Genomic DNA, 17912 nt, shown 5'->3' on the forward strand with positions numbered 1-17912 from the left:
CTGGTGAAATTGTCCAGTGATAAGGAAATCAGTGCATGCGCAGCCTCTTGGACCGGGAAGGCATCAAGCTTCAGGTAGCGGGGCATGAAACCTTCCCCTGCCGGTATGGATGGCTGAAAAAGTCCTACGACGCTGTTTGTGAAGAGTTATCGTCTGTTGGTGAAGACCGGCAACAGGCGTTTTCCCCCAACATAGGGATCGGAAAGTTTGGCGTCGGCAAAAACATGGTTGCCTCGATGCGGCATTGGGCCCTTGCCTGTGGCGTTCTTGCTCCGCTGGGCGAGCGTGTCGGACGCTTGGAATTGCTGGAGCCGACAGCCCTCGGTCATGCGATCTTCGGCGGAGGCGATCCCTACCTTGAATTGCCTGCTTCACTTTGGCTGCTTCACTGGCGGCTTGTCGCGACCCCGGGTCGCGCCACCACCTGGTATTTTGCCTTTAATGAGTTCAACGACGCAATTTTCACAAAGGACACGTTGGCATCGCGTCTCTGGACTAGGCTCGAGGAGTTGCGCGAGATCGGGCGACTTACGAATAGTCGGATAGCGAGGGGCACGGTCGACCGCGATGCTGAGTGCTTTGTTCGGACTTATGTGACCAAAACCGTGCGCCGGGGGGCGATTGAAGATGGGCTTGAAAGCCCGTTTGCGGAATTGGGATTGATTGCTCCTATGGCTGGAGGTGCGTTGCAATTCCGCCGCGGACCAAAGCCCTCTCTGCCAGATGCAGTGTTCGCCTTCAGCTTGTTCGAGTTTTGGCGTTCGCAATTCCTGACCCGCGGCTCGCTTTCCCTCGAAACGATTGCTCATGATCCTGGCTCGCCGGGGCGAGTCTTCCTTCTTGATGAGGACTCGCTCGTCGAGCGTCTTGAGCGGATTGAAAAATACACTTCTTCCGCACTCGTGTGGGACGAAGGTGGTGGTCTGCGGCAAGTATCTCGACGCGTGGAGCTTGATCACTTCGATGCGGACGGTCTCCTATCACCTCTCTACAGCGGGTTGGAGGAAGCCGCATGACCAAAACTCTGTCAGATATCACTCGCGTCCGTCGTCGTTTTCAGCGGTCGATCCGTCTCGGTGATGACGCTGCTGCCGCTTCTGGGTTCATCTGCACCGCCACCGCCGCGCAGGCCTTGAAGACGACAATTGAACATGTGTCGGGCCTCGGCCATGGGGCCTTTACCTGGACCGGCCCCTACGGTTGCGGGAAATCGAGCCTTGCGGTCGTGCTTGCCGCTGCTCTGGGGCCTGACGGCCCTGATCGCGACGAAGCGCTCAAGGTTCTGCCCTCACAGCTTCGGGAGCAGATAACGAAGCAGATGAGGTGGGCGCCGCAGGGTTGGAGTACAGTCTCGATTGTGGGGTCTCGTGCCGATACGGCTGCCGTGATAACAGCCGCCCTCGATGAGGCTGGGATCAAGAAGGGCAATGGTCCGATCGATCGCCTTTTGGCCGAAGCCAAGCGCGGCATCGGGACTTTGCTCGTTATCGACGAGATGGGCAAATTGCTCGAGCACGCCGCGTCTGAAGGCGGAGATGCTTTCTTCTTCCAAGAGTTGGCAGAGGCGGCGTCTCGGTCGGATGGTCGACTCGTTGTTGTCGGAGTGCTTCACCAAGCCTTTGACGACTATGCCTACAGGCTCGCGCGCGAGACGCGCGAAGATTGGCTTAAGATACAAGGGCGCTATGTTGATGTGCCGCTCAATCCGACCGGCGAAGAGCAGATCGAATTGCTTTCGCGAGCTATCGAATGTGACGCTCGACCGCAGGTAATAGCTGGCATTGCTGATGTCGCTAAGGCGGTAGGCGGCACGCGTGGTGGCTCTGAGGTGGTTGAGCAGCGGCTTGCGTCATGCTGGCCTCTTGGGCCAGTCGTCGCATGTCTGTTAGGGCCTCTCTCAAGGCGGCGGTTCGGACAAAATCAGAGAAGTCTCTTCGGCTTTCTCGGTTCAGCAGAACCTTACGGCTTCCAGGACTTCCTCAGTTCGACATCAGCGGTCTCGAGCACAACATATGACTGCGATTGGTTGTGGGGCTATCTTAGGGCTAATCTCGAGCCTTCAATTATGGCGTCACCTGATTCCCATAGGTGGTCGTTGGCCCTCGATGCTATCGAGCGTTCAGAGGCTGGCGGTGCAACTGATGCTGAACTATCGGTCCTGCGAGCCGTCGCCCTGTTGGATCTGTTCCGAGATCGGTCTGGTCTTGTGGCATCGAGCAAAATCCTGGCCTCTGCACTACCGAGGCTCAGCGAGCATGAAATCAGCGCCGCACTCGAGTCATTGAAGAGACGATCGGTTGTCATCTTCCGACGGCATCTTGGAGGCTACACGCTCTATGCTGGGTCGGATTTCGACGTGGAACAAGCGATCGAAGAAGCGCTCGGCGAAATTGTCGGCTGCGACTTTTCGAAGCTGAGGGGCAGCGGTGTTCTGGCCCCTATCCTCGCAAAGCGCGAGTATCACGAGACTGGTGCGATGCATTGGTTTGAAGTCGATATCGCTACTTTAGGAGACGGATCGAAGCGAATCTCCGGTTTTCAAGAGGGGAAGGGTTCATCAGGCTTGTTCCTTCTTCTCGTCAACGAAGACGGCGACAGCCCGGCTCAAGTCCGGCGAATCCTCGATGGTCTTGAGAAAGAAGTCGGCGACCGTCCGATAGCCCTCGGGCTGTCAAGCGATAGCTACATGCTGCGCGAGTTGAGCCGCGAGCTCATTGCTCTCGAAAAGGTGCAGGTGTCGCGCCCAGAATTAAAGGGTGATGCGGTCGCTCGCCGGGAGGTGGCTACAAGAAGTTTCTAAGTGTACAGCATTCGGTTTGCCAAATTCGATGTTGCGGCAGAACCCCCCTCTAGTCCGCGCCCGCGTCCCGGCGTCTCCGGTTGCGCTGGATGATGTTGAGCATCTCGACCATGACCGAAAAGCCCATCGCTGCGTAGATGTAGCCCTTGGGCACATGAAAGCCGAAGCCATCGGCGATCAGCACGAGCCCGATCATGACCAGAAACGACAGCGCAAGCATGACCAACGTCGGGTTCTTCTCGATGAAATTGGCTAGCGGCGTTGCGGCGAACAGCATGATGGTGACGGTGATGATGACGGCGGCCACCATGATCGGAATGTCGTCGGTCATGCCGACGGCAGTGAGGATGGAATCCACCGAGAACACCAGATCGATGGCAATGATCTGCACGATCACCGCTCCGAAGCTGGCTGTCGCCGCAGCAGCGATACCCGGCGTCTTGTCGAGCAGATCGCCCGAGGCATCCGCCGGCTCCATCGAGTGGTGAATTTCCTTGGTGGCCTTCCACAGCAGGAACAGGCCGCCGGCCAGCAGGATGAGGTCGCGGCCCGAGAAGGCGGTCTCGAAGCTGGCCTTGTTGGTGCCTTCAACGGGCGGGCCCACGATCCCGAGGTCGAAAATCGGCTGCTGCAATGTGACGATCCAGCCGATCAGCATCAGCAGTGCGATCCGCATCCCCAGCGCCAGCATCAGTCCGAGCTTGCGGGCACGTTCCTGTTGATGGGCGGGCAGCTTGTTCGAAAGGATGGCGATGAAGATGAGGTTATCGACCCCGAGCACAACCTCGAGCGCTATGAGCGTGAGCAAGGCCAGCCAGGCGGCCGGATCGGACAGAAGGGCGATGATATCCATGACCGGGGCTCTGCAGAATTGATCGGCTTGAAACAAGAGGCGACAGGGTTCGGGTGATATTTCTGGTTGCAATTTCGCGCGGCAGGGCCGCGGGGGTTCAGTCGGGTGCTGCTGCGGCTTTGACCCGCTGGAACATCATGCGCAGCTCGACAAGATTGGCCACCCGCAGCGCGAATTCGAAGACATCGAAAGGCTTGGTCACGATATCGCGCGCGCCAAGCGCCAGCGCCCGGCGCTTGGCCTCGATCGATGTGTCTGCGGTGAGCACCATGATCGGCACCAGATCATCCGCGCCGGTCAGGCGCCCGAGGCTGTCGAGCAGCGCATAGCCGTCGATGCTTGGCATCATCAGGTCGAGCAGCACGAGATCGGGGCCAAATGCGAGATGCCGCTCGGCGGCAAGACGCGGGTCGGTCAGCGTTTCGACCTGCGTGTAGCCCTCGCGCAGCAACACCGCCGTGATCAGTGCCAGATTGGCCGGTTCGTCGTCGATTGCGAGGATGCGCGCGTCCGTGGCGGAGCGAGGCGGGATCATTGTGCACGCTCCCCCAGCGCCGCGTCGACCGTTTCGAGCAGGGCGGCAACGTCGATCGGCTTCGTAAGCACCGCAGCAGCGCCGCGCGACGCCCAGTCGGCCTGCGCGGCAAGCGCGTCGGCGGTGAGCAGGATCACCGGCAGATCGGGATAGGCCCTGGCGAGCTGCTCCAGGACCCAGTCCCCGTCCTTGTCGGGCAGATGCAGATCCAGCAAAACGAGGTCAGGCCGGTGTCGCAGCGCCAGATCCAACCCCAGGCTTGCCTGCATGGCGTTGACGACGTGCGCTTCGGGCCAATGCCGGGCGGCGACCGCTTCGATCAGCTGCGCGTTGGCGAGGTTGTCCTCGATCAGCAGGATCGTGAGGCGGTGCGACGCTGCCGGCCAGGGACGCGCGGCTTTCGCAGGAACCTGCTCGGGAGTGCTGGTCTGCGCGGCGAGCGGCAATTCGAACCAGAAACAAGCGCCCTCCAGTCCGTCGGCTCGCGGCGTGTAGCCGATCGCGCCGCCCATCGCCTCGACCAGCGCGCGGGACAACGAGAGGCCCAGCCCGGTCCCTTCCGTGCGCGCTGCACCTGCGGCAAGCCGGGTGAAGGGCTGGAACAGGTCGCCTGCCTGATCGGGATCGACCCCGATGCCGGTATCGGTCACCTCGACGCGCGCGCGCCCGTCCCGCACCGCGGCGCTGATCGCCACCTCGCCATCGGGTCGGTTGTATTTGACGGCGTTGCTCAAAAGGTTGAGCAGGACCTGCAACAGCCGCCGCCTATCCGCAGCGACTGGGGTATGGCGGCCGATGTTTTGGATGATGGCGATCCTCTGGCTCTCGGCCTCGGGGAGCGACAGACCGACCGCCTCCGAGATCGTATCGCCTAGCGAGACGGGTACGATATCCATTCCCAGCTTTCCGGCTTCGATTCTTGCAATATCAAGCACCTCGTCGATCAGCCCCAGCAGGTGACGACCGGCGCGCAGGATCTGATCGATGCCAGCTGCGTCGGTCTCGCCGCGGTCGGACCGGTCAAGTTCCAACAGTTGTGCAAAGCCGAGAATGGCATTGAGCGGGGTGCGCAGCTCGTGGCTCATGCGGGAGAGGAAAACACTCTTCGCGGTGCTGGCCTCCTCGGCTTCCTGCCGGGCATGTTCTAACGCTTCCTGCGCACGGCGGCGCTCGGTTATATCGCGCGTCACCTTGGAGAAGCCGCGCAACTCGCCGCATTCGTCCCGCAGAGCCGTGATGACCACATTGGCCCAGAACAGAGTGCCGTCCTTCCGGATGCGCCAGCCTTCATCCTCGGTGCGGCCATCGCGCACCGCGTCGGCAAGATTGCGCATCGAGCGTTCGCGCGCATCATCGCCCGGATAGAAGGTCGAGAAGTGGCGGCCGACAATCTCCTCGCTGGTCCAGCCCTTGATCCGCTCGGCCCCGGTGTTCCAGCTCACCACGTGGCCCGCCGGATCGAGCGCGAAAATTCCGTAATCGCGCACGCCCTCGATCACCAGACGAAAGCGTTCTTCGCCCTCACGAAGTGCCTGTTCGCGGGCGCGCAGCAGCGCGCTCGCTTCGGTCATGCGCACCGCGAGCAGGCCGATCTCGTCGCGCCCCGCCTCGCGTTCGGGCAATGCATCGCCCTGCGCCAGCAGCACCGCCTCGCGCTCAAGCCGTTGGACACGGCGCACGATCCCGCTCGAAAACAGAAACACCGCAAACAGACTTCCGACAAGACCGGCGACGGTCAACAAACCGGTGATGAACAGGCCATTGCGGCGCACCTCATGGAGGCGGTCCTGACGCGCTGCCAGCAATTCCCGCTCCCGCTCCTGCATGCGCTCGATCTCACCGCGCAGCGCATCCAGCACTTGCTTGTTGGCGGCGAGGCCCGCGGCAATGGTAGGATCGGCGACGATATCGGCACCGGTCCGCCTGCGGGCAGCCAAAAGCACGGAAAGGCCTTCACGCTTTTGCCCGGCGAGCACTTCTATTCTGGCGAGATGCGCCGATGCCTCAGCGTCACGGATCGCCCGGCGCAAACGCCGGGTCACCTGCGGCACCAATTGTTCGGCGCGCTGATAGGGCTCGAGAAAGCGCGGCTCGCCGGTCAGGAGATAGCCGCGCACGCCGCTCGACGCCTCGGCCAGCAGGGCATGGACCTCGTTGACGTCGTTCTGGATCGCAATGGTGAGCCTGACATCCTGCTCGGCGCGCGATTCCATGCGGCTGATGGCATAGAGGGCAGCGACCGATCCCAGGAAGATCAGCAGCGGCACCGCCACCACCACGAGCCCCTTGGTTGCCAGCGGGCGGTTGGCCCACCAGTTCGATATGCCGCGCATCGTCACGCCGCGCGCCCGATGCCAAACTCGACCGCAAGGATGGCGGCTTGCGTCCGGTCGCGCACGCCGAGTTTTCCGATCAGGCGTTCGACATGGGTCTTTACCGTGCCGGGCATAATGCCGAGCGAAAGGGCGATCTCTTTGTTGGTGCCGCCCGTAGCCAGTGCCGCCAGCACCTCGCGCTCTCGAGGGGTCAGGCGCTTGATCGCTGCAAGCACGGGGCTCGCTCGATCTTCGGTCACCGCGCGGCGCATCAGAGCCGGAGGGAAGGCCACCCTTCCCGCGCTCACTTGCGCCAGCGCGGCAAGCACTTCGTCGCGTGCAGCATCCTTCGCCAGAAATCCGCGCGCACCCGCCCCGATCGCAGCACGCACGTAATCGGCGCTGTCGTGCATGGTAATCAGCACGACGCCGAGGGCCGGGGCGGCTTCAGCAAGACGGCGGGCAACCTCAAGCCCGTCGATCCCGCCGTCAGCATAACGGATGTCTAGGAGAGCCAGATCTGGAGAGTGTTCCGCCGCAAGGGCCAGCGCTTCCTCTCCGGTCCTTGCCTCAGCCACGACGTTGTAGGCGCCGCTGCGTTCGAGAAGTGCACGCAGGCCCTCGCGCGCGAGGTCGTGGTCATCGGCGATCAGAACCCGGGGCAGAGCGGAAGTGTCGTTCATGCGGCAGGCAGTTCTGCCAGCAGGCGGCAGCCTTGTCCCGGAGCGCTCCGGATCTCGAGCCGCCCGCCGATACGTTCGATCCGCTCACGCATATAGCTGAGGCCGAACCCGCGGTCAGGCGCGCGAGCAGTCAGAGCGGAGGGATCGAAGCCCTGTCCATCATCGTCGATTTGGGCACGGTAGCAACCGTTCGCTTCGCTTAGCCTGATGGTGATACGTGCGCTCTTGCCGGCGTGCGCCCGGGCGTTATTGAAGCCTTCCTGGACGATCCGGAAAAGCGCAGTTTCAATTGGTGCAGGCGGCCGTGACCCGAGCGCCACGTCGAGCATCACGCCCTGCCCTTCGTCCGCGTCATCAAGCAATTGTCGCAGTGCCGCGGCAAGCCCCAGATCGTCGAGGGCGGGCGGGCGCATTCCGGCGATCACCTGACGCAATTCGCGCACCAGCGCGCGGGCCTGATCAGCTGCCTGGTCGAGGTCGGCCGGGTCGCCATCCAAAGCGAGCTCGAGCCGTCGGGCCAACGCCGCTGCAGACTGTGCAACGCCGTCATGCAGTTCGTGTGCGACCCGGCTGCGTTCGGCCTCTTGTGCGCTGAGCAGTTCGGCGAGCAGTGTAGCGAGCCGCGCTTCGCGGACCTGGGCAGCCAGTGCTCCGCCGATCAGCTGGGCGATGATCCCTAGCGCCTCGCAATCCTCGGGACTCGGTGCTCCGATACGCTGTTCGAGCACCAGCGTTCCGACCGACTTTCCATCACTGGCCGGCGCTGCAAGCGGCAGACAGAGCCTGTCGTTGCCGCTCAAATCACCTTCAGCCTCGTCCATTATGGTCCCGCGTGCAAAACCCGCGAGGTGAGCCGCCTCCTGAGCAACCATGTGCGCTGCTGCATCTGTCGCGTCTGGCGCGCTCGATGCCAGAATGCGGCCCGCCTCGACGATCACGCGCAACCGCGCGGCGCGCGCCTCGGCCTCGCGATACAGAGCGCGCAAATCAGAGGCGGTTTCCCGGCGCGGGTGGATAGAGGGCGCATGCGTCACGCCAGCCTAGTAATGCCAGGCTTTGGGTTTGTCATATGCCGAACGGCATAGGCCAGACGGCTCGCCGCCCGGCGGACGCAGCAAGGCCAGACTCATGCAATTTCTCCGGTCACCTTGTTCTGACCTCGAAACGGAGACTGAATATGAAAACCGGACCTCTGGCCCTTGCTACCGCCGCTCTCCTGACCGCCGCTTGCACCCCCGGCTATGCCAAGGAACGCCTGCGCGCTGTCACCGCGCCTGCCGAGCAGAACGTCAATTGCATCACTGAGAGGGAAGTTGTCGCAGCGCAGAAGGCATGGGGCGATGGCATCGTCAAGATCGGCAAGGTCTATCAGGAGGGCGGCGACTATTCGGCGGCCGCTGCGGCCCACATCGATCAGTTCTATGCCTATGATCTCAGCCTCGTGCTGTTCAAGCCGACGCTGGCGTCGGTCGACCAGTTCCGCACCTCGTTCGATTCGGCGCTGTCCTACTTCGTCGGCGGCAATCCCGCCTATCCGGAGGACAAGGGCTTCGCGATCAAGCCGTGGAGCAAGGTGCGCTGGAAGAACGTCGGCATCACGAACAATTCCTGCGGCATGGCGGTCGCGATGGGCAACTACTACTTCACGCCCGTCGGCAGCGACACGGAGACCAAGGTGGAATACACCTTCGGCTACATCCGCGGGAATGACGGGGCTCTGAAGATCGTCGTTCACCAGTCGTCTGTTCCCTACAACGGGGCGTAATCCTCCCCCCTAAACCCCCGCCCCATGTAGGGACGGAGCGCGGGCCCGGCGCGAGGATCGCAGGGTCCGCGCTTTCGACAATTTGCAATGCGAGTGATCATGAATTTACGCCCCATAGCCGTCGCCGCTGCGGTATTCGTAACGGCAGCTCCCGCCGTGGCCACCGAAGATGATGGCAACGTCTGGCTCGGCCAGTTCGCGACCATCAACGCCACCGACAAGGTGTTCGTGAGGCTCGAGGCACAGGAGCGTTTCACCAATGATGCCGAACGCCTCGGGCAATTGCTGCTGCGCTCCTATGTCGGCTACCGCATCAGCAAGGACGTCAACATCGGCGGAGGCTACGCCTTCGTGCTGACCGATCCTGTGGGGCCGGTCGAACTGAACGAGCACCGCTTCTACCAGGAACTGAACGTCCGCCTGCTGACCACGCCCGGCGGCACCACGCTGGATTCGCGCACGCGGCTTGAGCAGCGCACCTTCGAGGAGCAGGAAGACACGCAGTGGCGGCTGCGCCAGTTCGTGCAGCTGCGCGTGCCGATCAGCGAGAAGGGGCACAGGATCGTTGCCTATACCGAGCCCTTCGTCGATCTTGACGAAGGAAGCGTGCAGCGCGGCGGCCTGTCGATCTGGCGCAACTTCGTCGGGATTTCGATCCCGCTCGCCAAGGGCATCGAGGTGGTTCCCGGCTATCTCAATCAGCACGTGTTCCGCGACGGGCAGGATCGCTCGGATCACACGGCGAACGTCAATCTGTTCATGACCTTCTGACCGACGGCGGGCGCTACCGTCTGATCGTCACGCCCAATGTCAGGGTGTTGCCGGGGCCGCCATCGATACGATGGCCGCCCAGCAGATCGACGTCGATGCGGCCGCGGTCCGTCACCCAGCGCAGCCCAGCCTGTCCGCCGGGCGCGCCGCGATCCGATCCGAACACCTCGCCCATCAGCACCAGATCGGGCGCGAGTGCGAATTCGGCTTGCGCGCCCCAGAACAGAGCGTGGCGATCGCCGCCTCCGGTCTGCCCGGTCCAGCCGAGGTTGGCGTGCACCACCAGCTTCCCGTTGATCCGGTGCGAGACCGGGACATTGAGAGCGAAGGACTGGATCTGCCCATCCGCCGGGTTCCACACTGCCGTGGCTGAGACAGCCACGCCGACCGGCACCTCCTCAAAGGATCGCAGGTTGAGCTTGAGGGCAGGCGCGATCGTCGTCGCCGCGTCTTCTCCCCACCCGCGCTGGACTACCGCCGCGATTTCGAGCCGGGGCAACGCTGCGAGCGTGCAGGCAGGCGCCGCGACTGCGAGACCGCCGCCATCTCCGGCGAAAGTCAGCCAGGTTTCGACATGACACACTCCGGCGGGAAGGGTGGCATCATCATCGACGATATGCGCGCCGCCGCCTGCCAGCGCAGGACTTGCGAGCATCGCCGCAAGCACGGCAGCGCTGGTCAGACTGGCGGCAGAGACGCCGGACCGAAGCGAGGTGCGATGCTGGGGAAGGGGGAAGGTCGCAGGCATTGCCGCCGAGCTCTGGCCGATTGGAAAGCGAAAAGCGAGGACGTCCTTGGCAGATGACGGCCCGTGCCGGTTGGTGCACGAGCCGTCTTGCAGGAAAGAGCTTTCCCCCGCCGATGCGACAGGGGCGAGGCAGGTCAGAACCGGTAGGCCAGGCCTGCGCTCAACACCCACGGGTCAAGATCGTGATGACTTCGCAGCGCAACGCTTTCGCCGGCATTGAAGGTCGCGGTGGTGCCGACAAAATAGCGCTTGGCATCGAGCGACAGCCCGAGGCCGCGATCGTTGAGCGGGATGTCGACTCCCGCCTGAAGGACAAAGCCGAGCTCGTCCGACAGGTCCACGTCGGTCGCGCCGAGAGCGGCGGCATCCGCGCCGACATCTTCGCCGAAGATCATGAAGTAGGTCGGGCCTGCGCCAAGGTAGGGCTTGATGCCTCCGCCAAGGTCGAAGTGATACTTGGCGGTGACGGTGGCAGGCAGGATGATCGCGTTGTCAATCAGCTCTGCACCTGCCAGGGCACCTGCACCGCGGACATCGTGCGGCGTCACGCAGCAGATGGTCTCGATCGAGAAGTTGGGTGAGACGAAGAACTCGGCGGCGATTGTCGGAACGACCGAGTCTGTCGCACGGGTCTGTGCGCCGCCCGGTAAGCCGATATTGTCGGCTTCGACTTCGCTTATCGCGCCGTCGGGCAGGACAGCGGTGACAAAACCCTTGATCTGGATGGAGCCACCTTCTTCCTGCGCCGCTGCGGGTGCGGCGATCAGGAACGAAAGGGCGGCAAATGAGGCGAGGAAGGACAATCTTGGCAACATGTTGATATCTCTCGTGGATTAGGGGAGCGCAGCACCCCCACCAATCCTCCTTGAGCCTTTGAGAGCAACCGGAGGCGTACAGGGATCGTGGGGGGCATGGGACGCGGCGCCGTGCAGGTTTGTGCCGCGCCAGATCGCAGTACTGTCGGCCCGTAGGTATACCGAAGGCAGGTTAGGGGCTGCGACCATTGCAAGTGTCTAGCTGCGCCGTGCGTTGACGCAGTCTGCCAAATGGCATGCTGATCAGCCTAGGCCATCAGGACCTTTACTAAGTGAGCTGAGAGTACCGTGGACCGCTCGACTATCGGGGAAGTCCGGTAGCCGTCCGCTATCGTCGGTCCAGGTCGAGGACGCATCTAACTGAGGCACCGATCCCGCCTGACGTTGATGGCACTCAAAACTGTCCGCTAAGCGATCCGATGCGGTCGCACGAGCCTTGCTCATTTCAAATGTATTGACCTGCGCTTGATACAGAAAACCAAAAATTGTAATGGCCAATCGACCATACAGCGAGGTGATTTATGAACGTGCAGCGGGGAAAACTTGTCTCGGGAGGAAGGCTGCAATTGCCGGTCGAGATCCGGCGTGCGCTCTCTCTATCCGATGGCGACACCGTGCTGCTCGAAGTGGTCGATGGCGAAATCCACGTGCGGCCCTATCGCGATGCTGTGACCCGGGTTCAGGCGAAGTTGCGCAAGTATGTGGAGCCAGGTCGCAGCTTGTCTGACGAATTGATAGCTGAGCGCCGGGCTGCCGCAGAAAATGAGTGATAAGCGCTATATGCTCGATGCCTCGGCTGTGCTCGCGATGATGCTCGGTGAGAACGGCGGCGATCAGGTTCGAGAGCGACTTGCTGCCAGCCACATAAGCGCCGTCAACCTTTCTGAGGTTGTTGCCAAACTACAAGAAGGCGGTGTGCCCGATGAGGTCATAACGTCCAGTCTTGCAGAGCTGAATTTCGATGTGCTCGCGTTCGATCAGAGTCAGGCAGTACATGCCGGACTGCTGCGTGCTGCGACGCGAAGTGTTGGATTGTCCTTGGGGGATCGAGCCTGCCTTAGCGCAGCCGAGTCGTGCAATGCAGTTGCAGTGACTACCGATCGGGCATGGGGCAAACTCGACGTTGATATCGCCGTCGAAGTTCTTCGCTAAGTTCCGCTTCCGACCCAAGACCTTCCGGCCACTCCCGCCCCAAACTAAGCCGGTGCCGATCATCAGCGAAAACGTCTGTTTTCGCCGAAAGCCGCCGTGCAGGTTCTGGGATCAAGCTCCAACCCTGCTTGTGATCGCAACTGAGTGTAAGCCTGCCGTGGGATCCGAATGATTGCCACTCCCGCCCGTGCCTGTCAGACAGGCGCCACGATGACCTACTTGATCTTCATCGGTGCAGCGCTGGCCGAGATCGCGGGCTGCTTCGCGTTCTGGGCTTGGCTGCGCCTTGATCGCAGCCCGATCTGGCTGATCCCTGGCGCTCTGTCACTGTGCCTTTTCGCGGTCCTTCTTACGTTCGTCGAGGCTGAGCATGCTGGTCGCACCTACGCGGCTTACGGTGGGATTTATATTCTGTCCGCGCTGGTTTGGCTTTGGATGGCTGAGGGGATCAAACCTGATCGTTGGGATACCATTGGAGTGGCCATCTGCTTGTTAGGGGCTTCGATCATTCTGTGGGGGCCGCGCCCAGTTTAAACGTGGAAAGACCGATCGCCTCTTACAGGTTGAGCTGATCACCCTTCTCATGCTCTGTGCCATCCTCATCATGGACGTCCATGTGGGCATCCTGAAGGATCTCGACACCGCCATACAGCGCTATTCCGGCGACAGCGATACCGACCACAAGATCGGGCCAATTTGCGCCGGATACCGTCACGATGATGGCGGCGACGATGATGCCGCCGTTGGAGATGAAATCGTTGAAGCTGAAGGTGGTCGCCGCGCGAAGATTGACGTCCTTCTCGTTCATTTCATTGAGTAGCTTCAAGCAGATCAGGTTCACGACAGCCGCCACCGCTGCCATTGCCATCATCATGATGCCAGTTGGCTCCGATCCTTCAACAAAGCGCCGAATGGCATCGGCGATGACGCCGCCTGCGAAAATGAGCAGCATAATACCGGAAAAGCGTGCCGCGCCGCGCTTCCAAGTTCGCGAACGGGACAGGGCCAGCAGGCTCAGCGCATAGACCGCCGCGTCCGATGAGTTATCCAGCCCGTTAGCGAGCAGAGCATTTGAATCGCCCGCGATGCCGGTAATGAAGAAGCCTACAGCGATGGCGACGTTAAGCCACAGCACGATCCACAAGGTGCGCCGCTTTTCGGCTGTGTCGAGATTAAGGTCGCCTTCGCCGCTCATCTCATTATATCGTTTGTCCACCAATTTTCCTGCCTATACCAGACGGCATGGCCGCAAGTACGATCGTCAAGTGCTGAAGCTTTCCACATTGCGTTGGCACCCAAAATCACCTGGTTAAGCTCGCCAAGACCTACCTGTTCATCCTGGGTAGCGTCACGGCGCAGGCCGTCGCGCCAGTTCTACTTCCGGCTTCGCCTCGCGTCAGAAACGCCCAGCACAAGTCTGGCAACCGCCGGAAGAACGAAAAGGGGAAGAATGGTTGCGGGGATGAAGCCGCCTATGACCACAGTTGCCAGCGCCCGTGGCACTTCGGCCCCTTTCCCGGTCGCGACCGCCATCGGCACGAAGCCAAGCAATGCCACCAGCGCAGTCATGAGCGCCGGACGGATAGGATGGCGACTTCGATAGCCTCGGAAGTAGATACCAGAACGTCGCGGCGGAATGCGCGGCTAGGCGCTCCAAGCCTTGTGTGTCGCTTCGCATCCAAATCATGCGGAGCACTGAAATCAGAGGCACCGATGATCAGGTAATTGATCAAGCTTGCTAATTTCCGCGCGGGGCCAAGGTTTCGATGATCTTGCATTCGGCCACCGTCCCGTGACGGCAGGATCCGATGATCCGATCAAGCTCCCCACGAAGCGCGGTCAGATCGGTAACCTTGCGGTCGATTTCGGCAAGGTGGACGCGCGCAATCCCATCAACCGCATCGCAGGATTGGGCCTTGTCGTCCGACAGCGTGAGCAGCTCGCGGACCGCTTCGAGCGTAAAACCGAGATCGCGGGCGCGACGGATGAACGACAGGCGCGCAAGATGATCATTCCCATAGGCGCGGTAATTGGCACTTGTCCGTGAGGGCGGCGGCAGCAGCCCGATCTTTTCATAATAGCGCACCGTCTCGACCTTCGTCGCAGTGGCGCTCGCAAGTTCGCCAATCTTCATTGCCACACCTCCGCTCTTGACCCTGTAGTTGCTACAGAGTGTAGATAGACTGCCGACTCGCAGATTGTCGAGAAGGCAGGACGATGGCTGATGATTGCTGCAAGGCCGCGTGCGGAACGGCGGCCACGTTGAATGACCCGCGCTGGCGAAGGGCTTTGTGGATCGCGCTCGGCGTGAACGCCGGCATGTTCGCGGTGGAAATGGGAGCAGGGGCCGCTGCTGACAGCCGCGCGTTACAGGCTGATGCACTCGATTTTCTAAGCGATGCCGCCAACTACGCGATCAGCCTGCTTGTCGCCGGAATGGCGTTGACATGGCGCGCGCGGGCGGCGCTGGCCAAGGGGATCACCCTCATCGGACTGGGCGGTTGGGTCACGATCACCGCGGTTCTGGCGGCGCTTGAGGGCGCTGCACCCGAACCTGAACTGATGGGAGTCATCGGACTGCTCGGGCTCGCAGCCAATGCTGGCGTCGCCATCATGCTCTACAGCTTTCGTACTGGCGATGCGAACATGCGCTCGGTGTGGATTTGCTCGCGCAACGACGCCATCGGCAACGTTGCCGTGATGCTTGCTGCCATCGGTGTATTCGGAACTGGCAGTGTATGGCCTGACCTGATCGTCGCCTCCGCAATGGCGTGGTTGGCGTTAACTGGGGGCATGCAGATTCTTCGACAGGCGATGAGCGAATTGAAGTCTGCGCCTGCTTGGCAGGAACAGGCCTGATGGAATTTCTTCAAATAGTACCTTTCGTTGCGATGGTCGCGATAATCACTGCGACAATCGTTCGCGGTGTCGCCATCCGGCGACGTACTGGCGACCACGCATTCGCCTTTCTGTCGGCGAAAGGGGCTCAGCGAGCTTCGGGACTTGCATTCGCGGTCAGTGGTGCGGCCCTGATTATTGCAAGTGGCATCGGCGCACGAGCTGGGCCCCGCGACTTGTCATGGTTGGCGGCTATACTTGCCACTTTAGGTGGTGGCGCCGTGATCGTGGCGCAAATCCAGATGGGCCGCGCATGGCGTATCGGCGTTCGTCAGGGAGATGCACCGGAGTTCGTGTCCCACGGGCTCTTCCGATACAGTAGGAACCCGATCTTCCTTGCGATGATGCTCGTCGGGTTCTCGGCCGCGATGGTGTCTGCATTTTGGTGGGCCTGGGTGTCATGGGCGACGTTTGTCGTCGCCTGCATCGCCCAAGTCAGGATCGAGGAAGCCCATCTTTCAGCAAGTTTTGGTGCCCAATACCACGAGTTCAAAGCGCGTGTACCGCGTTGGCTTGGTAAGGGAGGAGCGGAATGAAGTTCGCTGCAATGAGGCTCATTGAGCAGGAGATGACAGCTTATCGCTTGGCGCGCAGCCGTGGCGAGTACGATATGGCATGGTGCCACCTCGAGCGGGCGCACATCCTGTCCCAGCCCTACCTAAGGCAGCATCTGGCCAATCACCGCGCAATGCTGGCCTTTGCCTTCCGGCAACGCGATTGGAGCGAAGCACTTGGCCAGATCTTCCGACTCATTCTGGCGCCGATCGGCGCGCTGACGGGAAAGTTGCCGATCGGAAATACCGGGCGGTCGACTGTGAGCGCCTTTCAGCCAATGCCAATTCCGCCTGATCTTCTGGAGCTCTTGCAAGACGGGATGGGCGAATGACCTTAAGCGTTCAAGATTGCTGTTTCCGGTCGGAACGAGTAGGTCATTAGCGTGCGGGCTATGTTCCTCCTGTTATGGCTGACTATCGGCCTTGCCTTTGGCGGCGTTGAATCGCCGGCTGCAGCGCATGGTACGAGCGGATACGACAGCGTCATGATGCTGGATGCTCATGCTGATCATGCAGACAGAGACGGGCACGGGAACGGTTCCAGCGATGACGGCGGCCCATGTCATGGGCTGGTTCATCATCATTGCAGCATCGGACTTGCCAGCGAAGGGGCAAGTGATTTCGGTCTGCCACTGGGCGGCAATACCTCGCATTCAGCCTTGAGCGCCGCCGTTCTCAGCTCGTTCGCTCAAGCGCCTCCCCTTCAACCACCGTCAGCCTGAACCCAGTCGCCCAGTGCACTCGGGCCATTGCGCCCGTGTGCCGTTTGCACCTGTGTTCAGGAGTTTTTCGATGCGAATGTCCTTGCGCGCCGCCCTTATGGCTGCGGCGCTGGCTACCGCCCATCCGGCGTTGGCTGAACCTATTACGCTTGGCAGCGCGCTCGAGCGCGCGCTTGCCAACTCCCCTAGAATAGCTGCGGCTCAAGCGCGTGTCGCTGCCGCAGAGGGCCGAGCACGGCAGGCGGGGGTGGCGCCCAATCCGGAGGTCAGTCTTGAGGTCGAGGACTTTGCCGGCAACGGCCCTTTTCGGTCCTTCGATAGTGCGCAGACAACGCTGGCGCTGAGCCAACGGCTTGAAGTTGGCGGTCAGCGCAGTGCGCGGCGGGCGGTTGCAGCGGGCGAGCGCGATGTTGCCGCTCTGTCATTGCTCCGCGAGCGGGTAGATTTGCGCCGTGAGGTAGAAGTGGCGTTCGCCGAGCTGTCTGCGGCGACCGACCGGGCGACGCTCGCGCGCGACAATGCAGTGCAGGCAGCCTCGCTGGCTAACACAGCCCGGATACTGGTTGAAGCGGGTCGCGATCCACCGCTCAGGCAATTGCGAGCCGAGGCCGCTCTTGCGGACGCTCGGGCGGCCGAACTGGAAGCCTTCAGTGCGATGCTGGCGGCGCGGCGCATCCTCGCGACGCTGATTGCGTCGGACGATGCGGAGTTGACTCCTTCGCAGGGCACCGAGACAGGTGCGGCCGCCGAGCCGATGGGCCGCAACGAGCCTGGCTTTGCGAGTATCGACGAACGGCTCGCCGATGCCGAGCAGCGTGTAGCGGCGGCACGAATTGCACTGGCCCAGTCTGCGGCTACCCCCGATGTTACCGTGAGCGGAGGGCTACGCCGGTTCAGTGATGGTCGCGATACGGCCTTTGTCGTTGGCGTGTCGATCCCCATTCCGATCCGCGATCGCAATCGCGGCGGCATTGAAGCTGCCCGTGCCGATGCGACCGCTGCGGAGTTTGAACTGGAGCGAGTGCGCGCCGATGCGCGTAGGGATCGGGCACAGGCCCGCATGCTCGTGGAAGCGGCTGACGCCCGGCTTGAGGCCCTTGAAGGACCGGGTCTTGCCCAGGCCGAGGAAGCGCTTCGGCTCGCGCAGATTGGCTACAGCGCGGGGCGCTTTTCACTGCTCGAACTGCTCGATGCTCAGACAGCGCTCACTTCGGCCCGGCGGGCCATAATCGACGCTCGCCTGGATCGTGCGCGCGCACTTGCCGCGCTCAACCGCGCCTTTGCGCGCGAGGAGATTTAAC

The 17912-nt window shown here is 61.9% G+C and carries 21 protein-coding genes and 1 pseudogene; 11 read left to right on the plus strand and 11 right to left on the minus strand.

All coding sequences use genetic code 11. From position 1 onward, the window contains the following. The first annotated feature begins 35 nt into the window (after positions 1 to 35). Positions 36 to 1016: a DUF4007 family protein gene (locus ACMX37_RS03245; protein WP_483147516.1), complete on the plus strand. Its 981-nt coding sequence runs from the start codon at positions 36 to 38 to the stop codon at positions 1014 to 1016. Beyond that, positions 1013 to 2800, plus strand: coding sequence for a hypothetical protein (locus ACMX37_RS03250; RefSeq protein WP_483147517.1), 1788 nt, complete (start codon positions 1013 to 1015; stop codon positions 2798 to 2800). The genes ACMX37_RS03245 and ACMX37_RS03250 overlap by 4 nt, the downstream gene beginning before the upstream one ends. A 49-nt stretch (positions 2801 to 2849) precedes the next feature. Here ACMX37_RS03250 and ACMX37_RS03255 read toward each other — a convergent pair whose 3' ends face one another. The 5 genes from ACMX37_RS03255 to ACMX37_RS03275 form a co-directional block, all read right to left on the minus strand. Further along, positions 2850 to 3653 carry a TerC family protein gene (locus ACMX37_RS03255; protein WP_483147518.1) on the minus strand — a complete coding sequence of 268 codons (804 nt, stop codon included), beginning with the start codon at positions 3651 to 3653 and terminating at the stop codon, positions 2850 to 2852. A 97-nt stretch (positions 3654 to 3750) separates the two neighbouring features. Further along, positions 3751 to 4188, minus strand: a complete 438-nt coding sequence (locus ACMX37_RS03260; RefSeq protein ID WP_483147519.1) for a response regulator — start codon at positions 4186 to 4188, stop codon at positions 3751 to 3753. Further along, on the minus strand, positions 4185 to 6521 hold the full coding sequence (locus ACMX37_RS03265) for an ATP-binding protein (protein ID WP_483148348.1): 2337 nt from the start codon (positions 6519 to 6521) through the stop codon (positions 4185 to 4187). Before ACMX37_RS03265 ends, ACMX37_RS03260 begins: the two co-directional genes overlap by 4 nt. A 2-nt stretch (positions 6522 to 6523) precedes the next feature. Then, positions 6524 to 7186, minus strand: coding sequence for a response regulator (locus ACMX37_RS03270; protein WP_483147520.1), 663 nt, complete (start codon positions 7184 to 7186; stop codon positions 6524 to 6526). Beyond that, positions 7183 to 8220, minus strand: coding sequence for a sensor histidine kinase (locus ACMX37_RS03275; protein WP_483147521.1), 1038 nt, complete (start codon positions 8218 to 8220; stop codon positions 7183 to 7185). Before ACMX37_RS03275 ends, ACMX37_RS03270 begins: the two co-directional genes overlap by 4 nt. A gap of 143 nt (positions 8221 to 8363) precedes the next feature. On the opposite strand from ACMX37_RS03275, the gene ACMX37_RS03280 reads away from it, so the two are divergent. Both ACMX37_RS03280 and ACMX37_RS03285 read left to right on the plus strand, forming a co-directional pair. Further along, positions 8364 to 8951 (plus strand): phosphoribosyl-AMP cyclohydrolase, encoded by a 588-nt coding sequence (locus tag ACMX37_RS03280; RefSeq protein WP_483147522.1) that lies wholly within the window; start codon positions 8364 to 8366, stop codon positions 8949 to 8951. A gap of 156 nt (positions 8952 to 9107) precedes the next feature. Next, positions 9108 to 9722, plus strand: coding sequence for a DUF2490 domain-containing protein (locus ACMX37_RS03285; RefSeq protein WP_483147523.1), 615 nt, complete (start codon positions 9108 to 9110; stop codon positions 9720 to 9722). Positions 9723 to 9735: 13 nt separating this feature from the next. Here ACMX37_RS03285 and ACMX37_RS03290 read toward each other — a convergent pair whose 3' ends face one another. Both ACMX37_RS03290 and ACMX37_RS03295 read right to left on the minus strand, forming a co-directional pair. Further along, positions 9736 to 10470 (minus strand): hypothetical protein, encoded by a 735-nt coding sequence (locus tag ACMX37_RS03290; protein ID WP_483147524.1) that lies wholly within the window; start codon positions 10468 to 10470, stop codon positions 9736 to 9738. A gap of 134 nt (positions 10471 to 10604) precedes the next feature. Further along, a complete protein-coding gene (locus tag ACMX37_RS03295) occupies positions 10605 to 11273 on the minus strand; it encodes an OmpW/AlkL family protein (protein WP_483147525.1) in 669 nt (222 codons plus the stop codon). 533 nt (positions 11274 to 11806) lie between these two features. Here ACMX37_RS03295 and ACMX37_RS03300 point away from each other — a divergent pair. From ACMX37_RS03300 to ACMX37_RS03310, 3 genes are all read left to right on the plus strand, one after another. Then, entirely contained in the window at positions 11807 to 12055 is a 249-nt protein-coding gene (locus ACMX37_RS03300) for an AbrB/MazE/SpoVT family DNA-binding domain-containing protein (RefSeq protein WP_086741164.1), read from the plus strand. Continuing rightward, a complete protein-coding gene (locus ACMX37_RS03305; protein WP_086741166.1) occupies positions 12048 to 12437 on the plus strand; it encodes a type II toxin-antitoxin system VapC family toxin in 390 nt (129 codons plus the stop codon). Before ACMX37_RS03300 ends, ACMX37_RS03305 begins: the two co-directional genes overlap by 8 nt. Positions 12438 to 12647: 210 nt before the next feature. Further along, positions 12648 to 12971 carry a YnfA family protein gene (locus ACMX37_RS03310; protein WP_088912953.1) on the plus strand — a complete coding sequence of 108 codons (324 nt, stop codon included), beginning with the start codon at positions 12648 to 12650 and terminating at the stop codon, positions 12969 to 12971. 22 nt (positions 12972 to 12993) lie between these two features. On the opposite strand, the gene ACMX37_RS03315 is transcribed toward ACMX37_RS03310, so the two are convergent. From ACMX37_RS03315 to ACMX37_RS03325, 3 genes and pseudogenes are all read right to left on the minus strand, one after another. Beyond that, positions 12994 to 13632, minus strand: a complete 639-nt coding sequence (locus tag ACMX37_RS03315; RefSeq protein ID WP_088912954.1) for a cation efflux transmembrane domain-containing protein — start codon at positions 13630 to 13632, stop codon at positions 12994 to 12996. A 218-nt stretch (positions 13633 to 13850) separates the two neighbouring features. After that, positions 13851 to 14021: pseudogene (locus ACMX37_RS03320) on the minus strand (efflux RND transporter permease subunit); the annotation flags it as partial. Between the two features lie 154 nt (positions 14022 to 14175). Continuing rightward, positions 14176 to 14571, minus strand: a complete 396-nt coding sequence (locus ACMX37_RS03325; protein WP_086741021.1) for a MerR family transcriptional regulator — start codon at positions 14569 to 14571, stop codon at positions 14176 to 14178. Between the two features lie 83 nt (positions 14572 to 14654). On the opposite strand from ACMX37_RS03325, the gene ACMX37_RS03330 reads away from it, so the two are divergent. Genes ACMX37_RS03330 through ACMX37_RS03340 form a run of 3 tightly spaced genes read left to right on the plus strand, consistent with a single transcriptional unit; the run spans position 14655 to position 16221 of the window. Continuing rightward, a complete protein-coding gene (locus tag ACMX37_RS03330) occupies positions 14655 to 15296 on the plus strand; it encodes a cation efflux transmembrane domain-containing protein (protein WP_088912955.1) in 642 nt (213 codons plus the stop codon). Beyond that, a complete protein-coding gene (locus tag ACMX37_RS03335; RefSeq protein ID WP_086741017.1) occupies positions 15296 to 15871 on the plus strand; it encodes a methyltransferase family protein in 576 nt (191 codons plus the stop codon). The genes ACMX37_RS03330 and ACMX37_RS03335 overlap by 1 nt, the downstream gene beginning before the upstream one ends. Continuing rightward, positions 15868 to 16221 carry a DUF3703 domain-containing protein gene (locus ACMX37_RS03340; RefSeq protein WP_086741015.1) on the plus strand — a complete coding sequence of 118 codons (354 nt, stop codon included), beginning with the start codon at positions 15868 to 15870 and terminating at the stop codon, positions 16219 to 16221. Before ACMX37_RS03335 ends, ACMX37_RS03340 begins: the two co-directional genes overlap by 4 nt. Positions 16222 to 16293: 72 nt before the next feature. Here ACMX37_RS03340 and ACMX37_RS03345 read toward each other — a convergent pair whose 3' ends face one another. Then, on the minus strand, positions 16294 to 16542 hold the full coding sequence (locus ACMX37_RS03345; protein WP_482783204.1) for a hypothetical protein: 249 nt from the start codon (positions 16540 to 16542) through the stop codon (positions 16294 to 16296). Between the two features lie 166 nt (positions 16543 to 16708). Here ACMX37_RS03345 and ACMX37_RS03350 point away from each other — a divergent pair, with 166 nt between their 5' ends. Next, positions 16709 to 17911 carry a TolC family protein gene (locus ACMX37_RS03350; RefSeq protein ID WP_162291054.1) on the plus strand — a complete coding sequence of 401 codons (1203 nt, stop codon included), beginning with the start codon at positions 16709 to 16711 and terminating at the stop codon, positions 17909 to 17911. The last annotated feature ends 1 nt before the right edge of the window (position 17912 follow it).

It is taken from the genome of Porphyrobacter sp. THAI-01a (assembly GCF_056868655.1).